Origin of the sequence: Flavobacterium sp. FlaQc-49 (assembly GCF_044005985.1) — a bacterium.
Lineage (GTDB): Bacteria > Bacteroidota > Bacteroidia > Flavobacteriales > Flavobacteriaceae > Flavobacterium > Flavobacterium cupriresistens.
Map to the genome: position 1 here is coordinate 51,548 of NZ_JBIPCS010000014.1, position 25,813 is coordinate 77,360.

Genomic DNA, 25,813 nt, shown 5'->3' on the forward strand with positions numbered 1-25,813 from the left:
TTGTTTTATGAAAAAGTTAGACGAAACGAACTAATTGAAAGTGGTTTCATTTTGTTTTTAGGAATACGAAAACAACTGTTATCTCTATTCCAAATCAGTAGGTCTTCTTCTAAAGGATTACTATTCTTTTGTATTGTTTTAGCTAAAATTGACCATTCAAAGTCATACCCTGTTGGCAGTAAAAAATTCTCTTTTAACCAATACGTGTTCCCTTTTACAGGCAGCAACGGATTTCCAAGTACCAGTATCTTTTGGTCTGCCACAATCCATTTTAAAGGTTTTAATCTAAAGTCCGGAGCTGTTTCTATATACGATTGAATTTCACTAAAATCTGTAAGCAAAGCATAGGGTTCCTGTACAATTTCTGACGGCTTTAAACGTATCTCAATGTTCTGGTCAATACCAAAATAATTGTGATTGAATCTTGGCATCGAAACCGGAAGTGCTCGCATAATCGGTGTCCATAATAATCCCGAAGGAAGTTTTTTTGACGGTAATAAACTTCCTTTTTTAAACAGCAAATTTTCTTTTAATTCATAAATAACATGAAACGGAATCTGCTGAATTTCTATCGCATTTAATTGTTCCGGTGCAAAATCTTTTAGCCACACCAACTGCTCATCAAAAGCTAGTTTTATGGTCTCCCAGTTTCTAATTGCTCCTAAAAATTCTAAATCTCTTTTATTTATTTCTAAAAAATACATTTTATACCGTTTGAAGAATTTTTTGCCACAAAGCCTCTATTTCTTTTTGAATGTATTGCTTCTGCTCCTTGTTATTAATCCAATCACAACGACTTTGCAAATAGCGCAATTTATCTTTAATCACATTTTGCTCTTCAAAAGAAAGAGACTCGTCCTGCCATCTTTCAGTCAAATGTTGCATCTCTTTCATCACTTCCTCAGGATTTGGAACTTTATTGTACAAAGCCTGTGGGTGCTGGCCATCTGAATCGTCTTTTTCGATAGTCTGATTAATTATGCCCTCCAGAATTTCTATTTGTTCTTCGTTATCCCAAATGTATTTCAATACCCATAAATCAGATAAAACCGCTTCCTCCCTACCACACATTAAAGCACTTGCTGCGATTAAATTCTGCAACTTTACTGCACGTCGGTCTGATACTTTTATTTCTGTATTTCTCAAATTATGAACAATATCCACATATTGTTTGCGGATTCCGGTCAGATCTATAGTTCTACAAAGCGACTGTAACTCTCTAATTTCGTCTGCCGTAATCGTTGGTATTTCTTTATTGCCACTGCTTTCTATTTTCCAACCTGCCAAAAGTACCTCATGAAGTAAATCCGGATCTACATAATCACATTTTACACGAATAAGAAAACGGTCTAATAAAGCATTTAAGGCCTCATCTTCCGGCAGCACATTACTGGCACCAATAAACATTAACGCCGGAAGTTTCTTTGTCTCCCTTCCTCTACGAAATATTTTCTCGTTTAAAGCCAACAATAAACTATTCAAAATAGCCGAGTTGGCATTAAAAATTTCATCCAGAAAAATCATAGAAGCCTCAGGCATCATACCTTCTGTATTCGTAACCAATTCTCCTTCTTTAAGTTTACGAATATCAAAAGGCCCAAAGATTTCGTTTGGTTCTGTAAAACGAGTTAAGAGATATTCAAAGTTTTTACCTCCTTCAATTCCATTCGATAATGCTCTTACCAATGCGCTTTTTGCGGTACCCGGAGGTCCTAATAAAAAAGCATTTTCTCTGGCCAGTAATCCAATTCCTAATAAGTCAATAATCTCGTTTTTTCCAACAAAAACATCTTTGATGTGCTGTAAAACGTTATTTAATTTTTCTGTAGATTTCATTTCTTTTATGTGGGTAATTTTTTATTTATAGCGGTCTTTTTTTATTTTACAATTCCTTCCAAAACACTTGTTTATGAGCTCCAAATCCGGCCATCAGTTCCTGATTTATTTCTTTGATTGCTGCTGTTTTTAGGGCTTTTCTTTCAACAACCCGATTCAAATACAACTGTTTAAGACTATCATCAGAGAAAACAGTGTCTAAATTGATTGTTTCATAATCAACATCAAATCCTATTGCCGAATAATGAAAATCTGCCAGAAGCTGTTCTAAAATAGGAATTGCAAGATCATCTGCATCTATTCGTTTCATTTCTATAATGAGCTGAGGCAAAAATCTCAAACACAAATCAGCCGATAACAATGCCGAAGCGCTTAATACACCTTTATATTTAGGCAGAAAGAGATCCAATTCACTTATTTTATGCTCCCGATACAAAACCAATTGTGCAGCAAAATATACCGTTTTTGCTCCCCAACCGGCTGCCTCCCGATTAAACTCCGGAGCCTTCCAAGGATAGTCAAGAATTTCATTTTCATATTCCGTTTCTAAAAACAAAATGACCTCCTCCTCTTCTTCTTTAGAAATAGTGCTCATCTTGTTGTACAGTATCACCTGCTCAATTGTTCTGAGATGATAAATCGTTTCTAAAAAAGGTAACTTATTAGTATCCATGACTTTTACTTAACATTATTCAGTTCCTGCTGATTTACAAAATCGCGTTCGCACTTCTTTTCAAAAATAGCTTTTCTTTTCTAATCTAATTTCAGAAATCTGCATTGAAATCATTGCTTAAAAACTCAGCTTCACCAAGAGCAAATACCCTTTATATTTTGAACAGAACAAAGATTAAACACAACTGCGTAATTATTTTGCGCAGTTGTGTTTTTTGCTAAAATTAGTCATTCAGCCATTCAATCATAGTTATCAAATAAACCTCTCTTGCAGCTTCAAATCGGGTGATATTAAGAATCGATTTACTTCCTAAAAATATTTTAACAAACTAGATCAAAAGTGTGTTACGGATCAAAAAAAACCTGCGAATTGGCATCCGCAGGTTTTCATTCTCTATTCGATATTTTTTAGTTTCGGTTTTAGTTTATCTGCGAAACGCCAATTTTTTCAAGCGTTACTTTAGCATCACCACCTCCGGTTTTTTTAATAATGATTTCATAATTCGAATTCGTTTTCAATAAATTATCCGAAATATAATAGGAGAAGCTCTTTTTTATCCCATCTTCACTTATTGCATGACTTTCATCAACTCCATGATCATGTTCAAGTCCAAAGAACGTCATTGTTCCAACGTATACATCTTTTTTCTTCGGATAACGAAGATAAACGGTGTAGTAATCTTTTGGTTCTTTGTACGCTACTACATCCAAATTTAGTACAATTTTGGCATTTGCTTTACTGGTAAAAACTTTATTGGTATTTTGTACAAGTTTACTGGTTACTTTATGACTATAATCAGTTCCCCCAAGTGGCTTACCTACTTTTTGTTCCCAGATAACAGCTTCTTTTGAATCTTGAAATGACACTAATTTTTTAGTTTTCGTTTCATTGGCCGCTACAACCGGAGTTTTAGAACCATAAAGTAAATTATCGTATTTGTAATCTAAATCGAAAACGATCTTGTACACTTCTTCCATTGTATAAGTAAGGTGATCTCCGTTGGGTGCAATAAACTGATAAGGCCACGGGTCCGCTTTTAGCTGTTCTAAAGTAGGGCGTTCTCCGTAAGCCGAAACATCCCAGGACTCCCAAATACGATCGACCATACTGTGATGCAACCAGAAAACAGGGTCAAATCCTGCCGAATCAACATTTGCCATTAAACCCGATGTCACCTTTTGGTATATTTCATTATAATAACTTTCGCTTGGATCTGCATATCCTCCACCTATAAGATTATGCATAAAACCATGAGGCGAACCTTCAAGGTTTTGACTAAATCCGGCCGATCCGGTAAAGGAAGGATTGGTTCTCAATTGTTCAAGCGCTAATTGTATCTGCGTAAGTTGCTTTTGAGGAATCGGTTTTCCGTTGTTCAGAACCGTATATCGGGCTGCTGTAAAGAGCGAACCTGATTTGTCTCTTATGGGTTCTGCCAAGATATTATCGACTGTATCTTTACTTCCATAATTCCAATACGGTATAGCAAAATCGTCTTTTCCGGATAATTCACGAACAATTTTTTCTAAAAACCAAATGTACATTCTGTGCCATAAAAGAAAATTTAAAGAAGCTGCATCTGACCCATTATGTGTACAATCACCCCAAGCCCATAATTTATCTTTATCGGTCTGATACGCCGCACAAAGCGCATTAGGACCGTTAATTGCATTCGGGATATTATGTATTGCTCCCTGATAGTACCAGGAAACACCCATCTCACAGCCCATTGCACGCATTTTCTCAAAAGCGATATTCATTGCTTTCAGATTTTCCTGTCCTTGTGGCGTATTGGCGTTCCATCTAATGTATTTCACATTACTTTTACTTTGACCATAGGAGAGCCCCGAAATCAAAATAATAAAGAATAAAAGAGTAATTTTTTTCATTTTGTTTGTTTTTAGGTTTATAATCAGTTGTGTATTGCTGTTAAAGCACATCGACTTCAAAAGTCAAAATCTTCACATAGCTGGGATTGGCTTTATCATAAATTTTAAATTTTACAATGCCATTACCCGATTTGTTTGCCGGAATCACGTGTATCGCTATAAATCCCTGCTGATCAGCATTTAGTTTATTAAAAGCCGAACCTTTCGGAATCCCGATCTGGCAAGCCCCATGCTGACACATCGAGCAATCCCATTCTTTTGGAAAAGTGTTTGATACCGTTTCCCAAACCAAATAGATGGGTTTGTTAGAAATATTTTCGACTTTGATTTTAGAAATATCCAGTCGCTTATTTTTCTGCAGACTTTCCTTATTTGTTGCATTACCCACTACCGAAAAAGTAGCTTTGCTTTGCGCAAATGAGTTCAAAGAAGCAAAAAATAAAATAAAATATAAGATCCTTTTTTTCATGAGTACTGATTTAAATTTTAATAAAAAACCGGAATTTCAGCCTTGTATGCTACCTTTTTTGAAATCGGTTCTATAAAATGATACCTAATCTTTTCCTTCTCGTTTACCTGATCTAAAAAAACAAGCACTTCAAGACATTCCCCCGAATGAAGCTGTATTTTATATCCGATAGGGTCTGCAATCAGATTGTGATCACTTCCCGAAATAAACTTCAGTATCGCATCAGATGGAAACTGTATTTCATGAAGGTATAATCCCGAATTAACCAAACGAAGAAGCACCTTCTCTTTTTTATTCACAAACGATTGTAATCCTTTGTTTTCTATCGTTGTTTTTCCATTAATCAAGAAATAATTGGGCTTGTAGAGCGGAAGAAGTATGGGCTTGTTAGAAACATCATATGCTGTACCCATAATAGCGTCTGTATGCCATTTGGTATCTATTTCGTTACTGCACCATAGCATTTCCTGCGATGGTTTGTGGTCTAAAGAATCTGTTTCTTTTGGGCGTATAATAAGCACTCCAAACATACCGGCCTTAAGATTGAAGGGATAATTCTCGGGACTATAATACAGATAAGTTCCTGCTTTTTTAGCCTGAAAAGAATAAAACCCATGCACCATATGATGAATTGGCTCTTTGACCTTCATTACTTCGTTTTCCGCATTCCGCTGCTGGAACTCCATTTCTTTACAATATAAAGAGACCGGATTTCCTTGCGAGATATTCCAAAAATCAATACTTACACTATCTCCTTCCCTAGCCTCAATCTGCGATCCTGGGAAAGTAACCTGACCGGAAAGCGAGTCCGTAAAACCGAAAGTTCGTATGGTTACGTTTTTTGCAATCGCTAACTTCCCTGTTGTTCGGCCAATAATTAATCTTTCGTTTTGAGCAGACAAAAAGGGGCCGGTGCATACAAAAAGAAATACCAATATACACTTACACCGTCTTTTCATTTCTAAACTCAAATTATCATGTACCAACAATGGTTTGCTATTACAAGTCAAATTTAGAGTTATTTAAAATCAAAAGACTGCGTATAAACACCTGTTTTAGTAGTAAAAATCCGAATTCTATTTCAATTTACTTCTTGAGATAAAATTTAAACAAAATGGAAGGAAATTATTTTTAACAATGTCTTTTTAAGAACAAAATGCATACAACTTTAAAGGTAATCCTGTTATAATCAAAGAGCAAAGCATTCTTTAATTGGAAAACTTTCTGAAGATTCTTGTACTATTTTATTTCGAGCTAAACGAGATAATTTAGGTACTTCTAATAATCTCTTTTCAACACTAATTTTTTTGCTCTTTATATTTTTTCAGACTAAAGTGATTTCTCCAAATATAAATAGAAAGAGTTCATATATAAAACTAGCATTCCTTTATATCAAGTTTGTTTTTAATATTGTCCAAGCTCCAAGGACTTGCGAAGTAAAACTGGATTGGCTTCGATTCCCGTTTAAGTTTTTACCCGAATATATAATTATTGTGTATTTATGTACCCAAAACCATTTGCAAATAGTGATTGTATTCAAACGTTAAAGCCTTAAAACAAAAGCAACGATATAAAACAATTAAAAAACAACTTGAATAGAAGTTTTATGGATAGTATATATTTCACTTCTCTTTCTCCTTCAGAAGGTGCTACAGGAACTACAATTAGATTGTCTACAGATGACAATCCTTATAAGGAGAAGATACCACCGCGATCATTAAAACTTGTTGCTATACATTTTATACCTTATCGATATCCTGCCGTTCATTCCCCTATTATTGCCGATTCTGGTAGAATATTAGACGAAATCGGTTACTCCCGCTTTTTGGTTAGAGTTCCTTCGGGTATTAGAGTGGGAGAAAATTATGGAGTCCTTTTTAAATTAAAGGAAATAAAATCAAAAAAAGAGTTTTATTTTAGTACTGGTGGTCGGCATCACTTCACCGTTAGATGACAATGTAAACGCAGACTTGAAGTCTTTTAGCGTGATGTGTGCTACACTTTTATAGACCAATCCCTCTACTATTTATTCTAACCGCAAGGAGCGCAAAGGATCGAAAAGATTTTTTTTTGCACGCAGATTTAGCAGATTTGGCCGATCTTATTTACCTCTTAAAAAAATCTGTGTTATCTGATGCCCGATAGCAAACTGTCGAAGCAAATCTGCGCACAAAAAAATTAGGTATAAATTAAAAAAGAGCCATACTCTATAATTAAACTAAGCACGCCTTGCGGTTATTTTATAGATTAGAATACGACATCTTAGTTGCCCGTGTCATTTCGACGTAAGGAGAAATCACACTAGAAATTCCGCAAAGCAAATCGACAATCGTTGTAGAAATACTTATGCGATTTCTGCTTAGGTTAAAAGGACAAAAAACAAAAAGCTCCGCAGTGACGGAGCTTTATTGATATTCTAAAAACTAGAACACTACATTTTAACTTGCTGCACTACTACAGACTTTTTGAATTTCTTCATCTGTAAATGCTGCCAACGTTAGGGCTAAATTTCTGCTCGTGCGTAAACAACTGAGCATTTTTAGCCTTAAATCAAGATCGCCACCGTACTCCGTTTCGAGCAGTAACTCGAAAATTTCCTGCAAATACAATGGTTGTTCTTTAAATTCTCCCTCAAACCATTCGTTCGAAAGGAATTTGGCCACGGATGGCATTACATCATTGTTTGATGTTTTTTGATTTTCTTGTGTCATAATTAAAAATATTAGACCTCGAAGTGTTTTTGACAACTACAAAGATATGTTTTTCTACAACAAAAACAATGTATTTACTTACAAAAAAATATTATGATAAATATTTCTCCCTTTTTTAGAAACCATATTTTTCCTCACGCTTTTTAAACGCATCTTTTCCTCCCTCAACTATATCTGCAATATGTTCTCTAATTCCCATACTTTTCAATAGATCCTCTTCTTTCTCAATAACTGCAAAAGAATTTTCGAGCGCCCCATTTATATAGTCAAATTTATAAGGGCTACTACTTTCCATATTATTTTGCCCTTTTTGATTAGCAACAATTATATTCTCAGCATCTGCATTCACAACAATGTTTGGATTATGTGTTACCAGAATGATTTGTCTGTCTTTCTTCTTTTCTTTTAAATATTCAACCAATTCTCTTGAAACCGAACGATTATCAAGGTTATCTTCAGGCTGGTCAATCAATATAGGTCCCTTTTCTTTACTTAATTTAATCATTAATTTTAACAAAATGAAACTAGCTTTACCTGTTGACATTTCATGAATATCATCATTATCAGATTTTACATCCCAGTGATCAAAAAAATAGTCTTTCAAAATTCTTTTGCATGCTTCCTTTGGTGAATAACTATTTTTCAATACAATTTTTTCATCTTCTATTTTATTAAACAACTCTTTTAAAGAATTTAATATTTTATCAAAATCAACGTTAGCTAATGCTGTAGTATAGTTTTCATTTGGATATAGATATTCAAAACCTTCATTTGTAAAACGGTTAATATTATTCTTTAACTCATTAAGTAATTTATAAAATTTAGGAAAATCATATTTTACCGACCCGATAATTTCTACTTTGTCGTCTTGATCTTCTATAGATGAAATCCGCGGCTTTAATTCCTCAATTATTTGATCATATATTTTGAAATTATTTTCAAAATCAATAAATATTTTTTGCTTTTGTTCGAATAAAGTTTGTTTTTTTATATCAACATCATTTTGAAACTGTTTTATTTCACTCAACTTGGTCTCGTCTAGTGAAATACTTTTTTGAATTGCTTCTATTTGTTTTCTATTTTCTTGCTTTTCGATAAATGGTATTAAATCTTTGTTTAATTTCTCACTATTCTTCCTTAAGTTATTAATTATTTTTTTGAATTCATTTTCTACTAAAAAATCTCCATCTTCATTTTTTAACAAATCTTTTTCCATTGAATCTAATTCTCCAAGTATTGCCTCTATTTGCTTATATTTAAGATTATAATATTCTTTTATATTTATAGTAACAATTGAATCGAAAACAATTTTTTTCTTATTTAATTGTTCAATAATTATTCTCTTTAAATCATTATTGAAATTTTTAACTTTTTCAAAATCAAGATTAAGAGTGTTTTCTTGAATCTCTAATTGATTTTTTTGTTCAACTAACTCATTATATTTTTTTAAATCTTCTTCTGAAAATAATTTATTCAGTAATTCAATTTTTTTCTTATTTGCTTCAATTCCTTCTTGTATTGCTTTAACATCACCTCTATTTGCTAGATCAATTTCCTTTTTCTTAACATCTTCTTTTAAAGAAAAATAATAGTCTATATCTCTATTTCTCTGAACATCGTTCTTTTTAATTTCATCAATAAAGTGATCATATTTCTTTTTATACGGTATATCTTCAAGAATTAAATTTCTAATTAATACTTTTAATGTCGCACCATTCTTCCTACTTTTATCTACAAGATTTGATAAATGATTTTGAGGGATATATTTAATACTTGGTAGAATACTTGACTGTGTGCTTCTATCAGCTAGAGACTGTTTACTACCTGAAAATAATTTTATATTAAAATTAAAAGTTGGGTCATTCTCTCTCAAATCATATAAATCCCTATACCTATCATCCCCAGAATCTTTATATTTTAAAATTTCATCATCTAAATTAGGATACAAGGTTTTACCTATCTTATAAAGAAGAATTGATTTACCAGACGATTTACCTCCAATAATTACATTTAAATTTTTATTTAATTTAATTGGCATTGGTGTAAACATTTTATCAGATAATGATTCAAAACTAATTTCGTCAATCATTAAATTATCTAATTTCTCCGATTCAGGTTCTTCCTTTTGAATCTTAATTCTTTCTTCAGGCTCATAAATTATCTGCTTTAAACCTTCAAATGTTGGATCAGCCTTAATCCATGTAAAACAATGCCCAAGTTCTTTGGAATTAGTATCATTAATATCTTTAGCAAAACTATGTGAATCGCTACAATGCATTAATCTACTACTTACATTTTGCTTTTTTAGCGCATCTTTTCCTTTAACTGCTTGTTCTACTGTAGGGGAAGCAGAAAACACGAAATGAGTTCCATTAATTACACTCTTTTTTTCCAATGCTGAATTTTCCCATCTAAAATCCTCCCACTCCGCCTTTCCGATTGCTTTGAAATATTTACCTTTAAGAAATGTATTTGGTTCAGAACCTTCTCCTAAAATTTCTTGAATCTTGGATAACTCAAAATTTAAATTATTAAAACCCAATTCTATCGGGCTAATATTTGTTCTCTTTTCTTCTGGCGTACCTTTTATTATATGATTACCTAAATCGATTAAGGTTTGTCTTGTAATTACACCTCCCCAAGTATAGCTATCAGGACAAAAAGCATCTAAATTTCCCTTTCCTCTCAAATTTGACAAAAAATGAGTTTCAATTTGATCAACTTTTAGTAACGAATCATCTGCAAAGATTATATGATAATTTAATCGCCCTAATTCTTTACTACCAACAAATTCTTTTAATCTAAATTCTATGACCGGCAGAATTAACTCAACAGAACTAAGTCCTCCTTGCTTTTTATATTCTAATACTTTTTTGTATCCATCAATAAATAAATAATCATTAATACCTATAACCTTAATATTTCTTTCAACTGCAAGTCTTTCTAATTCTTCAAAATATCTTTGCCAAATTATTTCAGTATCACCACCATAATCAGAACATAATGTAGCTGGCGTATGAACGTGTAAATCCCATTTTCTCCATTGTGAACCTTTATTGATAATTATACTCATGCTATTTAGGTTTTACTTCTTTAATAATTAAAAATTCTATTAACAAATCTAAATCCAATCCACTCAACAATTTTACGGATTTCCATAAATCCAAGAATTGAAGCTTTTTCAAATATAGCTAAAACAAACATTCATAAAATCAAGTATAAACACCTAATTTTAAAACATAAAAAAAACGTTTTAAAACTAAAACGCTTTTTTGTTATCGATACAATTCCTCCCGAATCCTAATCAAAGTCTTTATAATCTTCTCTTCATCCGGAGCTTCTTGAATAGCCGAAGTTTTATAATAACTTTCAATAGAAACAATCAAATCATCAGCCATTTGCAGTAAGTCATCGTATGCTCTGTTTCCGGCTTTTATGTCTAATAATTCCTCTCGATTGTTAACTTTTATATTCAGTTTTCCGGTAGAACCAATTTGTTCAGCGGTTTGCAAAAGTCGGATGGTGTGCATCATGTTTTTGCTGTCGTAATTTTTACCGTGTTGCTGATTGGTGTTGTAACGGTCTTCGTTTCGTTTCTCGATCCAGCTCCAATAATCGGTATATTCTTTACAGTATTTCGAATAACCGTCTTGGTTGCAGGATAAATAAGCAATACTATTTTGACCTTTAGGAACAGACGAAAGCGAAACATCATTTGAGGTTTCTTTTTGTATAATTCCTTTGTACCCCAATGTGCTGTCGGCATCGTAAAATAACGCAAACATTCCTTTGGAATTCGGTAGATTCACCAATCCGCATTGTTCCTGATTTAGGTTATTTTCTGTCAGATAGGCTGTCAAAGAAATTGTTTCGTAGCCTTTTAGAATATAACAAAAATCTAAAAGGCTTTTCTTTTCCTTCGGCATTGGATTGACGATTTTCTTGTTTAAACCTCTCGCTTTTTTAATCTGCGATACGGCATAACCAGCAAAAGAATCTTTGCAGAGTTTAGACAAAAAGTCTTCTATCTTTAAACAATCCATCAACGGGTGTTTGTACAGTATACAATCTTCGGGAGTGGCAAGAATCTCCAGGATATTGGGGTTATTCTTTAGAAGCAATTCCACAAAACGACCGATTTCGTAATAGACCTCATCGTTGGTTTCGTTTGCTATTTGCGGAATATACTCTAAACCAAAGAATTTCTCTTTCGGCAGATAATAAACACCTTTTATGTCGGTATCAGAAGCGGGCGTATTTAACCCAAAAGATTTACTTCCTGAAATAACTTCAAAAAGAATCAGGTTTTGGGATTTTAGGTCTTGTATGGTCATTTTAAATTCTTTTCTTTTTTTCTTTTGATGTGCTACTTTCGCTAAGCCATTTTGCTTGTGCTCTGGCTTGCTCTAACGTAACAGGTTTTTGCTTTGCTAGTATTTCCATACCAATTTTTGCTCTTTCTTTAAATGATATGTTGCAGTTCATTTTTATGAAGTTAAAGACCGAAGGTAAGAATTATTCTCCTGCGATAAACTAAACAGATTATTGCTGAAATTTGCATTCGTTTTGCTGTTGAAATTATTTCTCGCAAAGTCGCAAAAGCGCAAAGTTTTTTTTCTAAGAAACTTTGCAACTTTACCTCTCTGCATCTAAATTCCAAAAAAGCTCTTCGCATTCTTTGTCGTTTCTTCCGCTATTTTATCTAAAGGAATACCTTTAAACTGTGCAATCGTTCCTGCCACATAAGGCAGAAATGCAGGTTCACAACGGCGTTCGTGGTACTTTTTTAAGAGACTGTTTGGAACATTTTTCGGGAGCATAAAGGGCGCATCGGTTTCGATCATTATTTTGTCGAGTGGCACGTATTGAATGACTTCTTTTAAATGTTCAAAACGTTTGCTGTCTGATATTGCTCCGGTAAAACCAAGGTAAAATCCGTTGTCGAGATACGTCCTGGCTTCCTGCAAAGTTCCTGTAAAACAATGCACAACGGCTTTGGGCAGTTTTGGCAAATACTCGCTCGTAATGCTCATAAACCGTGTGAAAGCAGCACTTTCGTGCAGAAACAAAGGCTTCTGAATCTCGACTGCTAATTCTAAATGGGCTTTATAACAGTCTTCTTGTACGTTTCTGGGCGAAAAATCACGATCGAAATCAAGTCCACACTCTCCTACTGAAACAACGTGTTTCTGCTGTAATAAATTCTTAAGTTTCGAAATACTCTGATGGTCAAAACTCTTCGCATCATGCGGATGTATTCCCGCAGTAGAGTATAAAACCCCCGAATATTGTTTGGCAATCTTTGATGATTCTTCGCTGTTTCTTATGCTTGTTCCCGTAAGGATCATTTTTGTTACATCGGCATCTATTGCGTCTTGTACGATATCGTCTATATCGTTTTGGAATTGTTTATTGGTTAGGTTGATACCTATGTCTATATATGTTTTCATATTTTTTTCTTGTGAAATGTTTAATGTTAGAAGCGAAGTGCCTGCTAACATGTATTTTTTTATTTTTTTCTAAGTAAAGACGCAAAGTTTTTATCTCTCAGAACCTCGTAACTCAGACCCTCAGCACCTTTCTCTCCCCCCATCTGTCAGGCTGAGCGAAGTCGAAGCCCCTTTTATCTTAACCAGCCTTCGACTTCGCTCAGGGTGACAATCGTGCAAATAAGAAATTTTCTCAGAACCTCAGTAACTCAACACCTTTGTTCCTCTGTACCTTTGAACCTTTCCCAAAAATTTCTCGCAAAGCCGCAAAAGCGCAAAGTTTTGTTCCTCAGAACCTCAGCACTTTTCTCCCTCCATTTGTCAGGCTGAGCGAAGTCGAAGCCCTTTCCCCTAAAAATCCCCGTAATAGACCTGAAAACACGGCAACTTCAAATCATTTCTCCAGGTATCTACTACTTGATTTCTGTCGTCTAATACAAATTCAACAAAATAATTATCCTTGATAAATTCATTGTAAATCTCAGTTTTAATGATTGAATCTTTTCTATAGTCTTTTGTTTTTCGCATGATTAGAGCATCGTAACCGATTTCGTGTTTTGCCAGGAAACGTAAAGTCGGTTCTCTGTATTGGTCTTCTCTTCCTGAAACTAAGAGTATTTTATAACCCAATTTCTTGTAGTTTCTCAATACATTGGCTACCGGATTATTCAATTCATCTTCATCACATTTGCTGGCGTCAAAGGGGTTTCTTCCATTCATTAAGGCTAGAGTTCCGTCGAGGTCGCAGATAATAGCTTTTGGCAGCTCCGAATTTTGAACACAGTATTCAGGAGAATCTTTGAAAAACTGACGGTGCATTTTTCGGATTACTTTTTCTCCAACCGGTTTTGCTCTCAAGGCATCTCTTTCTATACAAACTTCAACATCAGTGTTTACTTCTATTACTTCAACCACCACTTTTTCATTAAATTTTGCGTTGTATTCTTCTACCAATTGTGAAACACGTCTAAGATTTGTTTCAGACAAATTAGTATCATCAATCACAAGACTTTTTCCCTCTTCAAGAGATTTTGTGATTAAGATATCACGAATTTTTTTGACAAACTTCTCGTTTTTCTGACTTGTAAATCCGTTATCAAACATAGCACGCAAATCATCTCTATTAATACGTTTGTATGTTTCAGGATTTTCTGAAATTATCTTTTTTGCCAAAGTCGATTTACCGCTTCCAGGCAATCCTTTCATTAAAATTACTTTTCTCATTTTATTCTTCTCCTTTATTAAACGGTTTTTCAAATGTTGGGCGAATCATTTTCCAGATTATGGGCGAATAATCTCTATTTTTAAGCATCGAAAATAGTATACTTGGATGTTTACAAGTCAAAAAATAGAGCGCTGTTTCTTTTACCGATTCCAGAACTTTAAAATCTTTTTGGCATTGCTTTTCGATTACGACATACTTATTTTCTAAATCGGTTTTGGTTTGTTTCACCCAGTCGAAAAATTCATCGGGTACACGTTCTAAAACTTCTTCCATCGATTCATTGGTTCTCAGATATTCCCAAATATTCAGATTAGAAACCTGAGTGATAATTCGATGCAAACGAAGGTATTCTTCGAACTTAATTTTCACTCTGAAGTTATTGGAATATTTAATCACAAACCCTTCTTTATTTTCTTTATTCATTGCAGACAATATATGGATATCGGTAATTCCGTCGTACTTTTCAACTATTGGAAAACCAATGTCTTCAAGCGGAAATTCTTCTCCGGATTGTGTATCAATAACCGCCAGTAAAACCAACTCTTCCGAAGTTCCATAATCTAAAACAATACGATTCTGGGGATAAATAATCTCAAACAAATAGGTTTTATTTTTATCTAAAAGCGACCAGGAATCTTTATATTTCCCATGTAGCATTTCATTTGCTTTATCAGATTGGTCACTGGCAAATGAACCCCGGCTTGCCATAAACGGGACCTCTTCGATCCAATATAAAATTCCCATTGAACCATCCATTTTATCATAGACTTCAAAAGAAGATTTAGGAAGTATTTGATTTTCACATTCACCTAAATTAAAAAACTTAGCAAAAGGTCTCGCCACGATATTAAAATCTTCATCTAAAATCAGCCCTCTGCAACTTAATGTAATTTCATTCCATATTCTCTCAAATTGTGCATTTTGAGTATAATTGTAGATATATAAATTATGCTTAGGGTGTTTGTTTACCTTGACATAGTTTTTGGAAATCATTTCTTGTAAAAGTGTTGTATTCATGTGTTCTAATCTTTCAAACAAAGATTCAAAATTAAGTACGCAATTATTTTGCGCAGTTTAAATTATTCTAACTGCTAAACATAATATGTACCGTTCCTACGGAACTTAATTTTGATGCACGTTATTTTTCAACGGATTAAAATCCGTTGCTAAAAATGAAATCGTTCCGATGGAACTTGCTTTGACTATTATAATAAATAATATTCCTTAAATTTTACCAGATTATAAATGGCATTTTTTTATATTTAATAATCTTCAAAAAAGAAATATGGGATAACATGAATTTTAATTTGCTATAGTTACGAAGTAAAAAACAAAAAAAGTTCGATAGAAACAATAAATATTCTAGCAACGGATTTCAATCCGTTGAAAAAATAACACGTAACAAAATTCAATTCCATAGGAATGAAAAATATCATAGCAACAGATTTCAATCCGTTGAAAAAATAACGCGTATCAAAATTCAATTCCATAGGAATGAAAAATATTATAGCAACGGATTTCAATCCGTTGAAAAATGACGTGTATCAAAATTCAATTCCACAGGAACGACAAATATTCTAGCAACAGATTTCAATACGTTGAAAAATGACGTGCATCAAAATTCAATTCCATAGCAACGACAAATATTCTACCAACAGATTTCAATCCGTTGAAAAAATAACGCGCATCAAAATTCAATTCCATAGGAATGAAAAATATTATAGCAATGGATTTCAATACGTTGAAAAAATAACGCGTATCAAAATTCAATTCCATAGGAATGAAAAATATTATAGCAACGGATTTCAATCCGTTGAAAAATGACGTGTATCAAAATTCAATTCCATAGGAATGAAAAATATTATAGCAACGGATTTCAATCCGTTGAAAAATAATGTGCATCAAAATTCAGTTCCATAGGAACGACAAATATTATAGCAACGGATTTCAATACGTTGAAAAAATAACACACATCAAAATTCAATTCCATAGGAACGACAAATATTCTACCAACAGATTTCAATCGGTTGAAAAAATAACGCGCATCAAAATTCAATTCCATAGGAATGAAAAATATTATAGCAACGGATTTCAATCCGTTGAAAAATGACGTGTATCAAAATTCAGTTCCATAGGAACGACAAATATTCTAGCAACGGATTTCAATACGTTGAAAAAATAACACGCATCAAAATTCAATTCCATAGGAATGAAAAAAATTATAGCAACGGATTTCAATACGTTGAAAAAATAACGTGCATCAAAATTCAATCCCTTGGGAACGTCCTATTTATAATAGCAAAAACCACGAACTCTTAAGAATTCGTGGTTTCCATCCTAATCTATTAATAATTGTGTAACCGCAGCAGCGTTCATAGCCCATTGTGCGTTGTATACCTCATCAGCATTTTCATCGTCGATGATTGTCAAATTTTGAGCTTCCGCTTTTAATTGTAACAGACTACCGATATTTAATTTACTGTTCAACTTTGCTAACAATGCCTGAACTCCTTTAAAGTCCAAACCTTGTACCACCTGACCTCCGAAAGTCATCTCTAACCAAACGATTTCTCTTTTGGCTACATCCAAGACTCCAAAAACCAAACCTTTCGCAGCACTTTGTGTCACACGAACCTGATGATCTACGCAAGACGGATCGTAAGCAACTCCGGTTGTTTCTGAAATTTTCATCGGATATTTGCTGTTCATCCAGCCTACAACAAGATTTGGCGAAATACTTCCGTTGCTGTACGCATTGCAAGTAAAGGTTACAAATTTTGCGTTGGCTTTTGCCAATTCGTCTATATTGATGTTGATGTATTCGGCCGTTCCAATTTTATTCGGAATGCTTATGATATCACCACTATGCTGACAGCCTGTTGTTGTCAATCTTCTAAACGAACAGATATCGGCACTTTTCTCGTAAGCGATATGACAGCTTAAATCCATATCCAGATGTTGTGCCGGCAAATCTACCCCCCACTGCATAAATAATCGCACTTCGTTGCCTTCAATCGGAAAACGGGTTCCCATTAAAGCTACCGATAAATCCTGAACAGAATCGCTTCTATCGCCAATCGAAACCGGCATGTTGTACAATTGTGAATCGATATAGATCGTTTTATTGGTATTTTTAATCGCTGCGAATCTTTTTTTCATAGCCAAAATACACAAATCCTCAATCTGATTTTTCATCTCTTCTAATTGCAATTCGTCATACAATCTTAACAACGCATTTGGATTTACCCGTTTGTTTATCCCCCCCAAAGGCTTCACACTTCTCTGCATGTTTTTATCAAAATAATTTTGTGCATACATATTCAATGTGAAAATCAATCTTGCCGGAACTTTATCGATAATTTCAGAAAAATGTGCAATCGTTTCGTCTGCACCAAACCAAAGCATATTTGAAAATAACGAACGTGCAAACAAACCCGGACGTTGTTTCAATAAGTCAAATGTTTTAGCTGCGTCAAATTTTAATCGGGCTGTAGTAACTTTACTTTGCCAAACTTCATAGGTTTGGTTGTAAAATACATCTAATAAATCGGCTAATTTTTCAAAACCTTTTCTTTTACTGTATTCAGTCAAACGCAACGCTCTTATAAAACGCACCCACATTCCTCTTTTTGGATGCATGATTTCACACATTGTCTGAACATCCATATCTAAATGGTTTAACCAGGAAGCGACCATCAAACATTCTTTTCTTGAATATTTAAGTTTTAAATCTTTTTTAGCCAAAACTTTAGACTTTGCGCTTTGATCTGCGACAAAATTGAAATGTTGTCCGTTTTTAGACGCTCTTTGCACAATTGTTTTTGGCTCGATAATTTGCAATAAACCGGTGTTTTTAAACCATAAATATCGCAAGATATCGGTTGGAGTTTTAAAATACTGAACCGCCTTTTCAGCTTGACCGTTTTCAATTAAAACATCGATCAGCAACATCAAAGTTTCTTTAATTGCAATCTCTACCTTTGGCAAAGGCAAGTATTTCATAGCTGTTTTTAAGCTTTCGACCTGCGTTGCGTCTAAAGCGGTTTTAGATTGCAATAACGATTTATAAAAGTCTTCCAAGGCTGTTTCATCCCACAATTCAAGCACTTTTAATTTACTTCCCTGACCGAACTTTTCGATTTTACCAAATTCGAATGGAGTACCACAAAACGGGCAACCGTTATATCTTTCTAGAGGAAAAGTATGATCGGGAATGATATGTCCACATGGCAAATTCGTACCATTGGTTCTATTAAAAACATTAGCAAAAAAAGTGGCTACATGATCAAAAACAGATTCTCCTGTTGGAATATTCCATTCTTTAACCAAAGGTGTCCAATTTTTCCCTGTTCCTAAAACCTCTTTTAATACCTCTAAAACATCCACTTTGTAATTCGGGCTTACATTGTTTAAAGCATGCAATAAGGATTCCGAAAAGGTAAATCCGAGTTTGGAAACATTGGCTGCTAAAACCGATGTTGTTGCCGATAATTTTTTGATATCATTGGCTATGTATTCACTTGGAATAAAGATAGCATTTTGACGTAAACTGATTTTTACTACTTCTTTTGTTTTCATTTTTTTTAAATTTTAAAAATTTAGATAATGGTGTTTCTGATTCTACCCTAAAGATTTTGAAGTAAGAAACACTTGACCTTAAATTTGAAGGTAATGGATTAACTGAACTAATGGGAGCGGGTTACCGCGAAGAAGTAAGTTAATCTTGACCCTCTGTTTTATTAATGATAATTCTAAAACTTGTTCGGATTCGAACCGAAATTAGCCGTGTTCTGAAGTAAGTTTTATTTGACCATTAATTGTGGAGCAGGTGGGGTTCGAACCCACGACCGATGGCGTGACAGGCGGAAGTAAGTTTTAATTGGCCTTTTACAGGTAATTCCAAAACTAACATTGCTCTAACCGCTGAGCTACTGCCCCAATTGTATGTTTGAGTTTAAAAGATAATTGTACAAGTAAATTTGGAAAGTTTTCGAAGTAACTTACACTTGACCTGATCAACTCAATTTCTATTTCTATGAACTTGTTTTATTTCTTGAACAAAGATTTCAAAACCACTACGCAATTATTCTGCGTAGTGAAATAAAAATTGTATTTTTGATTAAATCTCTTATATGAATTTACAAGAAAAGTATACCGATTTGTTTAGCCGAATTGGCTTTAGCGCTAATGAAATTGAGGCTTTATGGCTTGATTTAGAAAAAGCGTATTCCGGTAAATCAAGGCATTATCATAATTTAAATCATTTGAAAGAAATGATTGAATTGTTTGATGAATATCAAAATCGTCTCAAAAATCCGGATGAAGTTTTGTTTAGCATTTTCTACCACGACTACATTTATAAAGCCACACGAAAGGATAATGAACTAAAAAGTGCCGAATATGCATTGAAATTAGAGACGCACAGCAGTGCATCTCTATTGAATAAAAATTTAATTTTTGATGCTATTTGTGCAACACAATCCCATAAGCAAAATGACATTGAAGATATCAATTGGCTTATTGATTTTGATTTAAAAATACTTGCTAAAGATTGGGATGATTATCAAATCTACTTTAACCAGATTAGAAAAGAGTATCGCATCTATCCTGATTTTCTATACAATCCCGGAAGGAAAAAGGCACTGGAACATTTTTTAGAAAATGAATTTATTTTTCAGACAGAGGAATTTAGAAGATTGTTTGAGGAGAAAGCAAGAATTAATATTGAAAAAGAGATTTCTTTATTAGCGTAAATGCGTGAGGGATAGAGGCGATATCCTTTTGACAGCGAAGCAAGACAAAAGATAAAGCCGAAAGCCCGACCCGAAGGGACACGCCCAAAAAATTAAACTATGGCTCAAAACAAAAATGCTCTCATCAGATACAAAACGATAGACAAATGCCTGCAAAATTCTTATAGAACCTGGACTTTAGAAGATCTAATGAATGCCTGTTCTGATGCTCTGTATGAATATGAAGGAAAAGAAAATCCGGTAAGCAAACGAACCGTGCAGCTCGACATTCAGATGATGCGCAGTGAAAAACTGGGATACAACGCACCAATCGTTGTTTACGAAAAGAAATATTATAAGTATGAAGAGGATAGCTTTTCTATAACCGATATTCCACTTACGGAAACCGATATCAATGTGCTCACCGAAACCGTTTCGATGCTGAAACAATTTAAAGACTTTTCTTTGTTTAGCGATGTATCGGATATACTGCAACGTTTGGAAGATAAAATCTACGCCGAAAAATCACATACAAAACCTGTAATTTATCTGGATAAAAATGAAGGACTAAAAGGACTCCATTATCTCGATGAAATTTATCAGGCCATTATTAAAAAAACGGTTTTGGTACTTACCTATAAATCATTCAAATCTACAGAAGAAAGCACCTTCAATTTCCATCCTTTTTTATTGAAAGAATTTAACAACCGATGGTTTTTAATTGGAAAACGAAAAGGCTCTGCTCCCATCACTAATTTAGCTTTGGACAGAATCGTTTCTATAGATTATGATTTTAATCTTCCTTATATCGAAGAAGATTTTGATGCCGAATCATTTTATAAAAATGTAATCGGCGTTACCGTAAATACAGGTTCAAGACCCAGAAAAATTGAGCTCTGGATAGATGCCATAAATGCGCCCTATGTACTAACAAAACCTTTACACCAAACACAACGGCTTATTAGAGAGAATGAGGACAAAAGTATTATTATACATTTATTCCTTTCACCAAATTATGAAATGGAACGTATACTATTGGGCTTTGGTGACGGAATTGAAATCATTAGCCCCGAAAATCTCAGAGACCGCATGAAAAGAATACTCGCGAAGGCGTTGCAAAGATACGAGTAGATGAAATTCCAAATTTTTAAATTCCAAATTCCAATTGCTGTAGAGATGCACAGCAGTGCGTCTCTACGTGGTGCATCTCTACGTGGTGCGTCTGTTCGTGATGTGTCTGTTCGTGGTGTGTCTCTACATGGTTCATTTGTACGAAACATTTTGTATTTCACAAACAAACATTTTACATTTTACAGAAAACATTTCACCATACAAATTCAATATTTCATAAAAATTACCTTAAATAAAAGAATCATTATTATTTTGAATGCCAAAAACAAATTACAAACCAATTAAATTTATTAAAATTCAAAAAAAGAATAGTATATTTCAAATAAAAAACAACCCTAAACCACTCTAATTCAGAGACATTTTTTTATTAACAAAAAATTTATCTTAAAATTATATGCATGCATAGTATTTTTTGATTATATTTGAAATCGATATAGTTACATATGAAAGACAAAACAATAGATTATATTTTGAGAGCTACATGGCAAGCCGTATCAAGAATGTACAACGAAGAAGCTGCTAAATACGATGCCACCATGGCCACCGGGTTTGCGCTTTTGAGTATCGACAAAGAAGAAGGTACTCCCTCAACAGCTCTTGGACCAAGAATGGGAATGGAAGCGACCAGCTTAACCAGGACGCTTAAATCAATGGAAGAGAAAGGTCTTATTGTTCGCAAAAAAAACCCAACAGACGGTCGCGGTGTCTTAATTTATCTCACCGAATTTGGAAAAGAAAAAAGGGACTTATCTAAAAATACCGTTTTGAAATTTAATGAAACGGTAAGAAAACATGTTTCTGACGAAAAAATGAAACATTTTATCGAAGTATCAGAAATCATAAATGAATTAATTCAGGATAAAAATATATTTAATCAAACGGAAAAACCAGAAAATGAGTAATCTTAATTCAAATAAGTAAACTCAAATTCAAATAAAAAAACAAAATATTAACTACGTATGAAACGCACAATTAAAAAAGTCGCTGTAATCGGATCCGGAATTATGGGTTCAGGAATAGCTTGCCATTTTGCTAATATTGGTGTTGAAGTTTTACTGCTTGACATCGTACCGCGCGAGTTGACAGAAGCTGAAGCTAAAAAAGGATTAACACTTGAAAGCAAAGCAGTTCGTAACCGATTGGTAAACGATCATTTAGCAAACTCCTTAAAATCTAAACCCTCTCCTATTTACAGTCAGAAATTCGCAAACCGAATTACGACCGGAAATACGACAGACGATATGGCAAAAATTGCCAACGTAGATTGGATTATTGAGGTTGTTGTCGAGCGTCTGGATATTAAGAAATTAGTATTCGAACAAATCGAAAAATTCCGCAAACCGGGAACTTTAGTTACTTCTAATACTTCCGGTATTCCAATTCACTTTATGAGCGAAGGAAGAAGTGAAGATTTTCAACAACACTTCTGTGGGACACACTTTTTTAACCCTGCGCGTTACTTAAAATTATTCGAAATCATTCCTGGCCCAAAAACTTCAACTGAAGTATTGGATTTCTTAAATGAGTACGGATCTAAATTCTTAGGAAAAACTTCGGTTGTTGCTAAAGATACTCCGGCATTTATTGGAAATAGAATTGGTATTTTCGGAATTCAAAGTTTATTCCATTTAGTAAAAGAAATGGGATTAACAATCGAAGAAGTTGATAAATTAACGGGGCCGGTAATTGGTCGTCCAAAATCAGCTACTTTCCGTACTGTTGACGTTGTTGGTTTAGATACTTTGGTACACGTTGCCAACGGTATTTACGAAAACTGTCCGAACGACGAACAACACGAATTGTTTAAACTTCCTGATTTCATCAACAAAATGATGGAAAATAATTGGTTAGGAAGTAAAACAGGACAAGGTTTCTACAAAAAAGTAGACCGAGACATTCTTTCTTTAGACTTAGATACATTAGAATACCGTCCGGCTAAAAAAGCTTCTTTTGCTACTTTAGAATTAACTAAAACTATTGATAAACCAATCAATCGTTTTAAAGTTCTGGTAAAAGGAAAAGACAAAGCAGGAGAATTCTACCGTAAGAGTTTCGCCGGAATGTTTGCTTATGTGTCAAACAGAATTCCTGAAATCTCAGACGAATTATACAAAATAGACGATGCCATGAAAGCTGGTTTTGGATGGGAAAATGGTCCATTCGAAATTTGGGATGCCATTGGTGTTGCCAACGGAATCGAAATCATGAAAGCAGAAGGTTTAGCACCTGCTGCATGGGTTACTGAAATGTTAGCGTCAGGAAGTGAAAGTTTCTACTCTGTAAAAGAAGGAGCCACTTATTTCTACAACATTCCAACAAAATCTCAAGTAAAAGTTCCGGGACAAGATTCATTCATTATCCTAAACAACATTCGCGAAAGCAAAAAAGTTTGGAGTAACAGCGGTGCAATTATCCAAGATTTAGGAGATGGAATTTTGAACTTAGAATTCCAATCTAAAATGAATACCATTGGTGGTGACGTTCTTGCTGCTATCAATAAAGCAATCGACTTATCTGAAAAAGAATACCAAGGTTTAGTAATTGGTAACCAAGCAGCGAATTTCTCTGTTGGTGCTAATATCGGTATGATTTTCATGATGGCAGTTGAACAAGAATACGACGAATTAAACATGGCAATCAAATTATTCCAGGATACGATGATGCGCGTACGTTACTCCTCAATTCCTGTAATTGTGGCACCTCACGGAATGACTTTTGGAGGTGGATGCGAAATGAGCTTACATGCTGATAAAGTCGTAGCTGCTGCTGAAACTTACATGGGATTAGTTGAATTCGGAGTTGGTGTACTTCCTGGTGGTGGTGGATCTAAAGAAATGGCTTTAAGAGCTTCTGATTTATTCCGTAAAAACGATGTGGAATTAAATGTTCTTCAAGAATATTTCTTAACGATCGCTATGGCTAAAGTTTCAACTTCAGGTTATGAAGCTTTTGACACTGGACTTTTACAACACGGTAAAGATATCATTGTAGTAAACAAAGACCGTCAGATTGCTGAAGCCAAAAAGCATGCTTTGTTAATGGCAGAAGCAGGTTATACACAACCGATCAGAAGAACTGATGTGAAAGTATTAGGAAAACAAGCTCTTGGAATGTTCTTAGTTGGAACAGATCAAATGGAAGCCGGTAAATACATTTCTGAGCACGATAAAAAAATCGCAAACAAACTGGCTTACGTTATGGCTGGTGGTGATTTATCTGAAGCAACATTAGTATCTGAACAATATTTGTTAGATATCGAACGTGAAGCTTTCTTATCTCTTTGTACAGAGAGAAAAACATTGGAAAGAATTCAATACATGTTAACTAAAGGGAAACCACTTCGTAATTAGAAAATAGAACAAGGAGAAAAGAATATAGATTTCAGACAACAGTCTATTCTCTATACTCTATTTTCTATACTCTTAAAAAACAAAACAAATGAAAACAGCATATATCGTTAAAGCTTACCGTACTGCGGTAGGAAAAGCACCAAAAGGGGTTTTTAGATTTAAAAGACCTGATGAATTAGCTGCAGAAACCATTCAGTTTATGATGGACGAACTGCCTGATTTTGACAAAAAACGTATCGATGACGTTATGGTAGGAAATGCCATGCCGGAAGCAGAACAAGGACTAAACGTTGGACGTTTGATCTCTCTAATGGGATTAAAAGTAGAAGATGTTCCTGGTGTAACTGTAAACCGTTATTGCGCATCCGGTTTAGAAACTATCGGAATGGCTACTGCTAAAATTCAATCAGGAATGGCTGATTGTATTATTGCAGGTGGTGCAGAAAGCATGAGTTTTATTCCAATGGGAGGTTACAAACCAACTCCGGATTACAAAGTAGCGGCTGCAGGTCACGAAGATTATTACTGGGGAATGGGTTTAACTGCTGAAGCGGTTGCCAACCAATATAAAATCTCAAGAGAAGATCAGGATGAGTTCGCTTACAATTCTCATATGAAAGCTTTGAAAGCACAGGCAGAAGGAAAATTTGACAAACAAATCGTTCCAATTACTGTTGAGCAGACTTTCATTAACGAAAATGGTAAAAAAGAAACTAAATCATACGTAGTAAAACAAGACGAAGGTCCAAGAGCCGGAACATCTGTTGCTGCATTATCAGGACTAAGACCTGTTTTTGCTGCTGACGGAAGTGTAACTGCCGGTAACTCTTCTCAAATGAGTGACGGAGCTGCTTTTGTTTTAATCATGAGTGAGGATATGGTGAAAGAATTAAATCTTGAGCCAATCGCCAGATTAGTAAACTTCGCTTCTTCAGGTGTTGAGCCTAGAATTATGGGTATTGGTCCGGTAAAAGCAATTCCAAAAGCATTAAAACAAGCTGGATTGACTTTAAACGATATCGAATTAATTGAATTAAACGAAGCGTTTGCTTCTCAAGCTTTAGCAGTTACTCGTGAATTAAATATTAATCCGGAGATCGTAAACGTAAACGGTGGAGCAATTTCATTAGGACACCCATTGGGTTGTACCGGTGCGAAACTTTCTGTTCAGTTATTTGACGAAATGAAACGCAGAGGTAACAAATACGGAATCGTTTCGATGTGTGTTGGAACTGGACAAGGTTCTGCTGGGATTTACGAGGTTTTATAAGATAGTATTCGCAAAGTTTGTCATTCTGAGGAACGAAG

Annotated in this window: 21 protein-coding genes and 1 tRNA gene; 7 read left to right on the forward strand and 15 right to left on the reverse strand. The window is 34.3% G+C overall.

The features are described 5' to 3' along the window. Positions 1-5: 5 nt before the first annotated feature. The 6 genes from ACHRV3_RS20580 to ACHRV3_RS20605 all read right to left on the reverse strand — a co-directional run bounded on the left by ACHRV3_RS20580 (position 6) and on the right by ACHRV3_RS20605 (position 5,769). Positions 6-704 carry a hypothetical protein gene (locus ACHRV3_RS20580; RefSeq protein ID WP_395435967.1) on the reverse strand — a complete coding sequence of 233 codons (699 nt, stop codon included), beginning with the start codon at positions 702-704 and terminating at the stop codon, positions 6-8. A 1-nt stretch (position 705) separates the two neighbouring features. Then, positions 706-1,836 carry an AAA family ATPase gene (locus ACHRV3_RS20585; RefSeq protein ID WP_395435968.1) on the reverse strand — a complete coding sequence of 377 codons (1,131 nt, stop codon included), beginning with the start codon at positions 1,834-1,836 and terminating at the stop codon, positions 706-708. Positions 1,837-1,882: 46 nt separating this feature from the next. After that, the gene (locus ACHRV3_RS20590) at positions 1,883-2,509 is read right to left on the reverse strand and encodes a hypothetical protein (protein ID WP_395435969.1); all 627 of its coding nucleotides are present in this window, start codon (positions 2,507-2,509) and stop codon (positions 1,883-1,885) included. A gap of 419 nt (positions 2,510-2,928) precedes the next feature. After that, entirely contained in the window at positions 2,929-4,398 is a 1,470-nt protein-coding gene (locus ACHRV3_RS20595) for a tyrosinase family protein (protein ID WP_395435970.1), read from the reverse strand. A 40-nt stretch (positions 4,399-4,438) separates the two neighbouring features. Then, complete coding sequence (locus ACHRV3_RS20600) at positions 4,439-4,867, reverse strand: hypothetical protein (RefSeq protein ID WP_395435971.1); 429 nt, start codon at positions 4,865-4,867, stop codon at positions 4,439-4,441. Between the two features lie 17 nt (positions 4,868-4,884). Further along, positions 4,885-5,769, reverse strand: a complete 885-nt coding sequence (locus ACHRV3_RS20605) for a multicopper oxidase domain-containing protein (protein ID WP_395435972.1) — start codon at positions 5,767-5,769, stop codon at positions 4,885-4,887. Between the two features lie 704 nt (positions 5,770-6,473). Here ACHRV3_RS20605 and ACHRV3_RS20610 point away from each other — a divergent pair. Beyond that, on the forward strand, positions 6,474-6,821 hold the full coding sequence (locus tag ACHRV3_RS20610; RefSeq protein ID WP_395435973.1) for a hypothetical protein: 348 nt from the start codon (positions 6,474-6,476) through the stop codon (positions 6,819-6,821). Positions 6,822-7,305: 484 nt separating this feature from the next. Here the strand turns inward: ACHRV3_RS20610 and ACHRV3_RS20615 are convergent, their stop codons facing one another. The 9 genes from ACHRV3_RS20615 to ACHRV3_RS20655 form a co-directional block, all read right to left on the reverse strand. Continuing rightward, entirely contained in the window at positions 7,306-7,578 is a 273-nt protein-coding gene (locus tag ACHRV3_RS20615) for a hypothetical protein (protein WP_395435974.1), read from the reverse strand. 115 nt (positions 7,579-7,693) lie between these two features. Continuing rightward, on the reverse strand, positions 7,694-10,651 hold the full coding sequence (locus tag ACHRV3_RS20620; RefSeq protein WP_395435975.1) for a TrlF family AAA-like ATPase: 2,958 nt from the start codon (positions 10,649-10,651) through the stop codon (positions 7,694-7,696). A 202-nt stretch (positions 10,652-10,853) separates the two neighbouring features. Beyond that, complete coding sequence (locus ACHRV3_RS20625; RefSeq protein ID WP_395435976.1) at positions 10,854-11,912, reverse strand: DNA polymerase beta superfamily protein; 1,059 nt, start codon at positions 11,910-11,912, stop codon at positions 10,854-10,856. A gap of 1 nt (position 11,913) precedes the next feature. Continuing rightward, positions 11,914-12,063, reverse strand: coding sequence for a hypothetical protein (locus ACHRV3_RS20630; protein ID WP_395435977.1), 150 nt, complete (start codon positions 12,061-12,063; stop codon positions 11,914-11,916). Between the two features lie 164 nt (positions 12,064-12,227). Then, the gene (locus tag ACHRV3_RS20635; protein WP_395435978.1) at positions 12,228-13,028 is read right to left on the reverse strand and encodes a TatD family hydrolase; all 801 of its coding nucleotides are present in this window, start codon (positions 13,026-13,028) and stop codon (positions 12,228-12,230) included. A 390-nt stretch (positions 13,029-13,418) separates the two neighbouring features. Next, entirely contained in the window at positions 13,419-14,291 is an 873-nt protein-coding gene (locus tag ACHRV3_RS20640; RefSeq protein WP_395435979.1) for an AAA family ATPase, read from the reverse strand. A 1-nt stretch (position 14,292) separates the two neighbouring features. Continuing rightward, positions 14,293-15,309, reverse strand: coding sequence for an RNA ligase (locus ACHRV3_RS20645; protein WP_395435980.1), 1,017 nt, complete (start codon positions 15,307-15,309; stop codon positions 14,293-14,295). Positions 15,310-16,629: 1,320 nt separating this feature from the next. Then, complete coding sequence (locus ACHRV3_RS20650; protein ID WP_395435981.1) at positions 16,630-18,870, reverse strand: hypothetical protein; 2,241 nt, start codon at positions 18,868-18,870, stop codon at positions 16,630-16,632. A 242-nt stretch (positions 18,871-19,112) separates the two neighbouring features. After that, a tRNA-Asp gene (locus ACHRV3_RS20655) sits at positions 19,113-19,230 on the reverse strand. 194 nt (positions 19,231-19,424) lie between these two features. On the opposite strand from ACHRV3_RS20655, the gene ACHRV3_RS20660 reads away from it, so the two are divergent. The 6 genes from ACHRV3_RS20660 (at position 19,425) to ACHRV3_RS20685 (ending at position 25,775) form a co-directional block, all read left to right on the forward strand. Continuing rightward, complete coding sequence (locus ACHRV3_RS20660) at positions 19,425-20,045, forward strand: hypothetical protein (protein ID WP_395435982.1); 621 nt, start codon at positions 19,425-19,427, stop codon at positions 20,043-20,045. Positions 20,046-20,144: 99 nt separating this feature from the next. After that, a complete protein-coding gene (locus ACHRV3_RS20665) occupies positions 20,145-21,155 on the forward strand; it encodes a helix-turn-helix transcriptional regulator (protein ID WP_395435983.1) in 1,011 nt (336 codons plus the stop codon). Further along, the gene (locus ACHRV3_RS20670) at positions 21,156-21,440 is read left to right on the forward strand and encodes a hypothetical protein (RefSeq protein ID WP_395435984.1); all 285 of its coding nucleotides are present in this window, start codon (positions 21,156-21,158) and stop codon (positions 21,438-21,440) included. A 158-nt stretch (positions 21,441-21,598) separates the two neighbouring features. Then, positions 21,599-22,057: a MarR family winged helix-turn-helix transcriptional regulator gene (locus tag ACHRV3_RS20675; RefSeq protein WP_395435985.1), complete on the forward strand. Its 459-nt coding sequence runs from the start codon at positions 21,599-21,601 to the stop codon at positions 22,055-22,057. Positions 22,058-22,114: 57 nt separating this feature from the next. Continuing rightward, the gene (locus ACHRV3_RS20680) at positions 22,115-24,505 is read left to right on the forward strand and encodes a 3-hydroxyacyl-CoA dehydrogenase/enoyl-CoA hydratase family protein (RefSeq protein ID WP_047773684.1); all 2,391 of its coding nucleotides are present in this window, start codon (positions 22,115-22,117) and stop codon (positions 24,503-24,505) included. 88 nt (positions 24,506-24,593) lie between these two features. Further along, positions 24,594-25,775, forward strand: coding sequence for a thiolase family protein (locus tag ACHRV3_RS20685; RefSeq protein WP_395427844.1), 1,182 nt, complete (start codon positions 24,594-24,596; stop codon positions 25,773-25,775). Positions 25,776-25,813 lie beyond the last annotated feature (38 nt).

Bases quoted from the DNA above. Each gene is read 5' to 3' on its own strand.
- ACHRV3_RS20580 (WP_395435967.1), bottom strand. From the start codon at position 704: ATGTATTTTTTAGAAATAAATAAAAGAGATTTAGAATTTTTAGGAGCA.
- ACHRV3_RS20585 (WP_395435968.1), bottom strand. From the start codon at position 1,836: ATGAAATCTACAGAAAAATTAAATAACGTTTTACAGCACATCAAAGAT.
- ACHRV3_RS20590 (WP_395435969.1), bottom strand. From the start codon at position 2,509: ATGGATACTAATAAGTTACCTTTTTTAGAAACGATTTATCATCTCAGA.
- ACHRV3_RS20595 (WP_395435970.1), bottom strand. From the start codon at position 4,398: ATGAAAAAAATTACTCTTTTATTCTTTATTATTTTGATTTCGGGGCTC.
- ACHRV3_RS20600 (WP_395435971.1), bottom strand. From the start codon at position 4,867: ATGAAAAAAAGGATCTTATATTTTATTTTATTTTTTGCTTCTTTGAAC.
- ACHRV3_RS20610 (WP_395435973.1), top strand. From the start codon at position 6,474: ATGGATAGTATATATTTCACTTCTCTTTCTCCTTCAGAAGGTGCTACA.
- ACHRV3_RS20615 (WP_395435974.1), bottom strand. From the start codon at position 7,578: ATGACACAAGAAAATCAAAAAACATCAAACAATGATGTAATGCCATCC.
- ACHRV3_RS20620 (WP_395435975.1), bottom strand. From the start codon at position 10,651: ATGAGTATAATTATCAATAAAGGTTCACAATGGAGAAAATGGGATTTA.
- ACHRV3_RS20625 (WP_395435976.1), bottom strand. From the start codon at position 11,912: ATGACCATACAAGACCTAAAATCCCAAAACCTGATTCTTTTTGAAGTT.
- ACHRV3_RS20630 (WP_395435977.1), bottom strand. From the start codon at position 12,063: ATGAACTGCAACATATCATTTAAAGAAAGAGCAAAAATTGGTATGGAA.
- ACHRV3_RS20635 (WP_395435978.1), bottom strand. From the start codon at position 13,028: ATGAAAACATATATAGACATAGGTATCAACCTAACCAATAAACAATTC.
- ACHRV3_RS20640 (WP_395435979.1), bottom strand. From the start codon at position 14,291: ATGAGAAAAGTAATTTTAATGAAAGGATTGCCTGGAAGCGGTAAATCG.
- ACHRV3_RS20645 (WP_395435980.1), bottom strand. From the start codon at position 15,309: ATGAATACAACACTTTTACAAGAAATGATTTCCAAAAACTATGTCAAG.
- ACHRV3_RS20650 (WP_395435981.1), bottom strand. From the start codon at position 18,870: ATGAAAACAAAAGAAGTAGTAAAAATCAGTTTACGTCAAAATGCTATC.
- ACHRV3_RS20660 (WP_395435982.1), top strand. From the start codon at position 19,425: ATGAATTTACAAGAAAAGTATACCGATTTGTTTAGCCGAATTGGCTTT.
- ACHRV3_RS20665 (WP_395435983.1), top strand. From the start codon at position 20,145: ATGGCTCAAAACAAAAATGCTCTCATCAGATACAAAACGATAGACAAA.
- ACHRV3_RS20670 (WP_395435984.1), top strand. From the start codon at position 21,156: ATGAAATTCCAAATTTTTAAATTCCAAATTCCAATTGCTGTAGAGATG.
- ACHRV3_RS20675 (WP_395435985.1), top strand. From the start codon at position 21,599: ATGAAAGACAAAACAATAGATTATATTTTGAGAGCTACATGGCAAGCC.
- ACHRV3_RS20680 (WP_047773684.1), top strand. From the start codon at position 22,115: ATGAAACGCACAATTAAAAAAGTCGCTGTAATCGGATCCGGAATTATG.
- ACHRV3_RS20685 (WP_395427844.1), top strand. From the start codon at position 24,594: ATGAAAACAGCATATATCGTTAAAGCTTACCGTACTGCGGTAGGAAAA.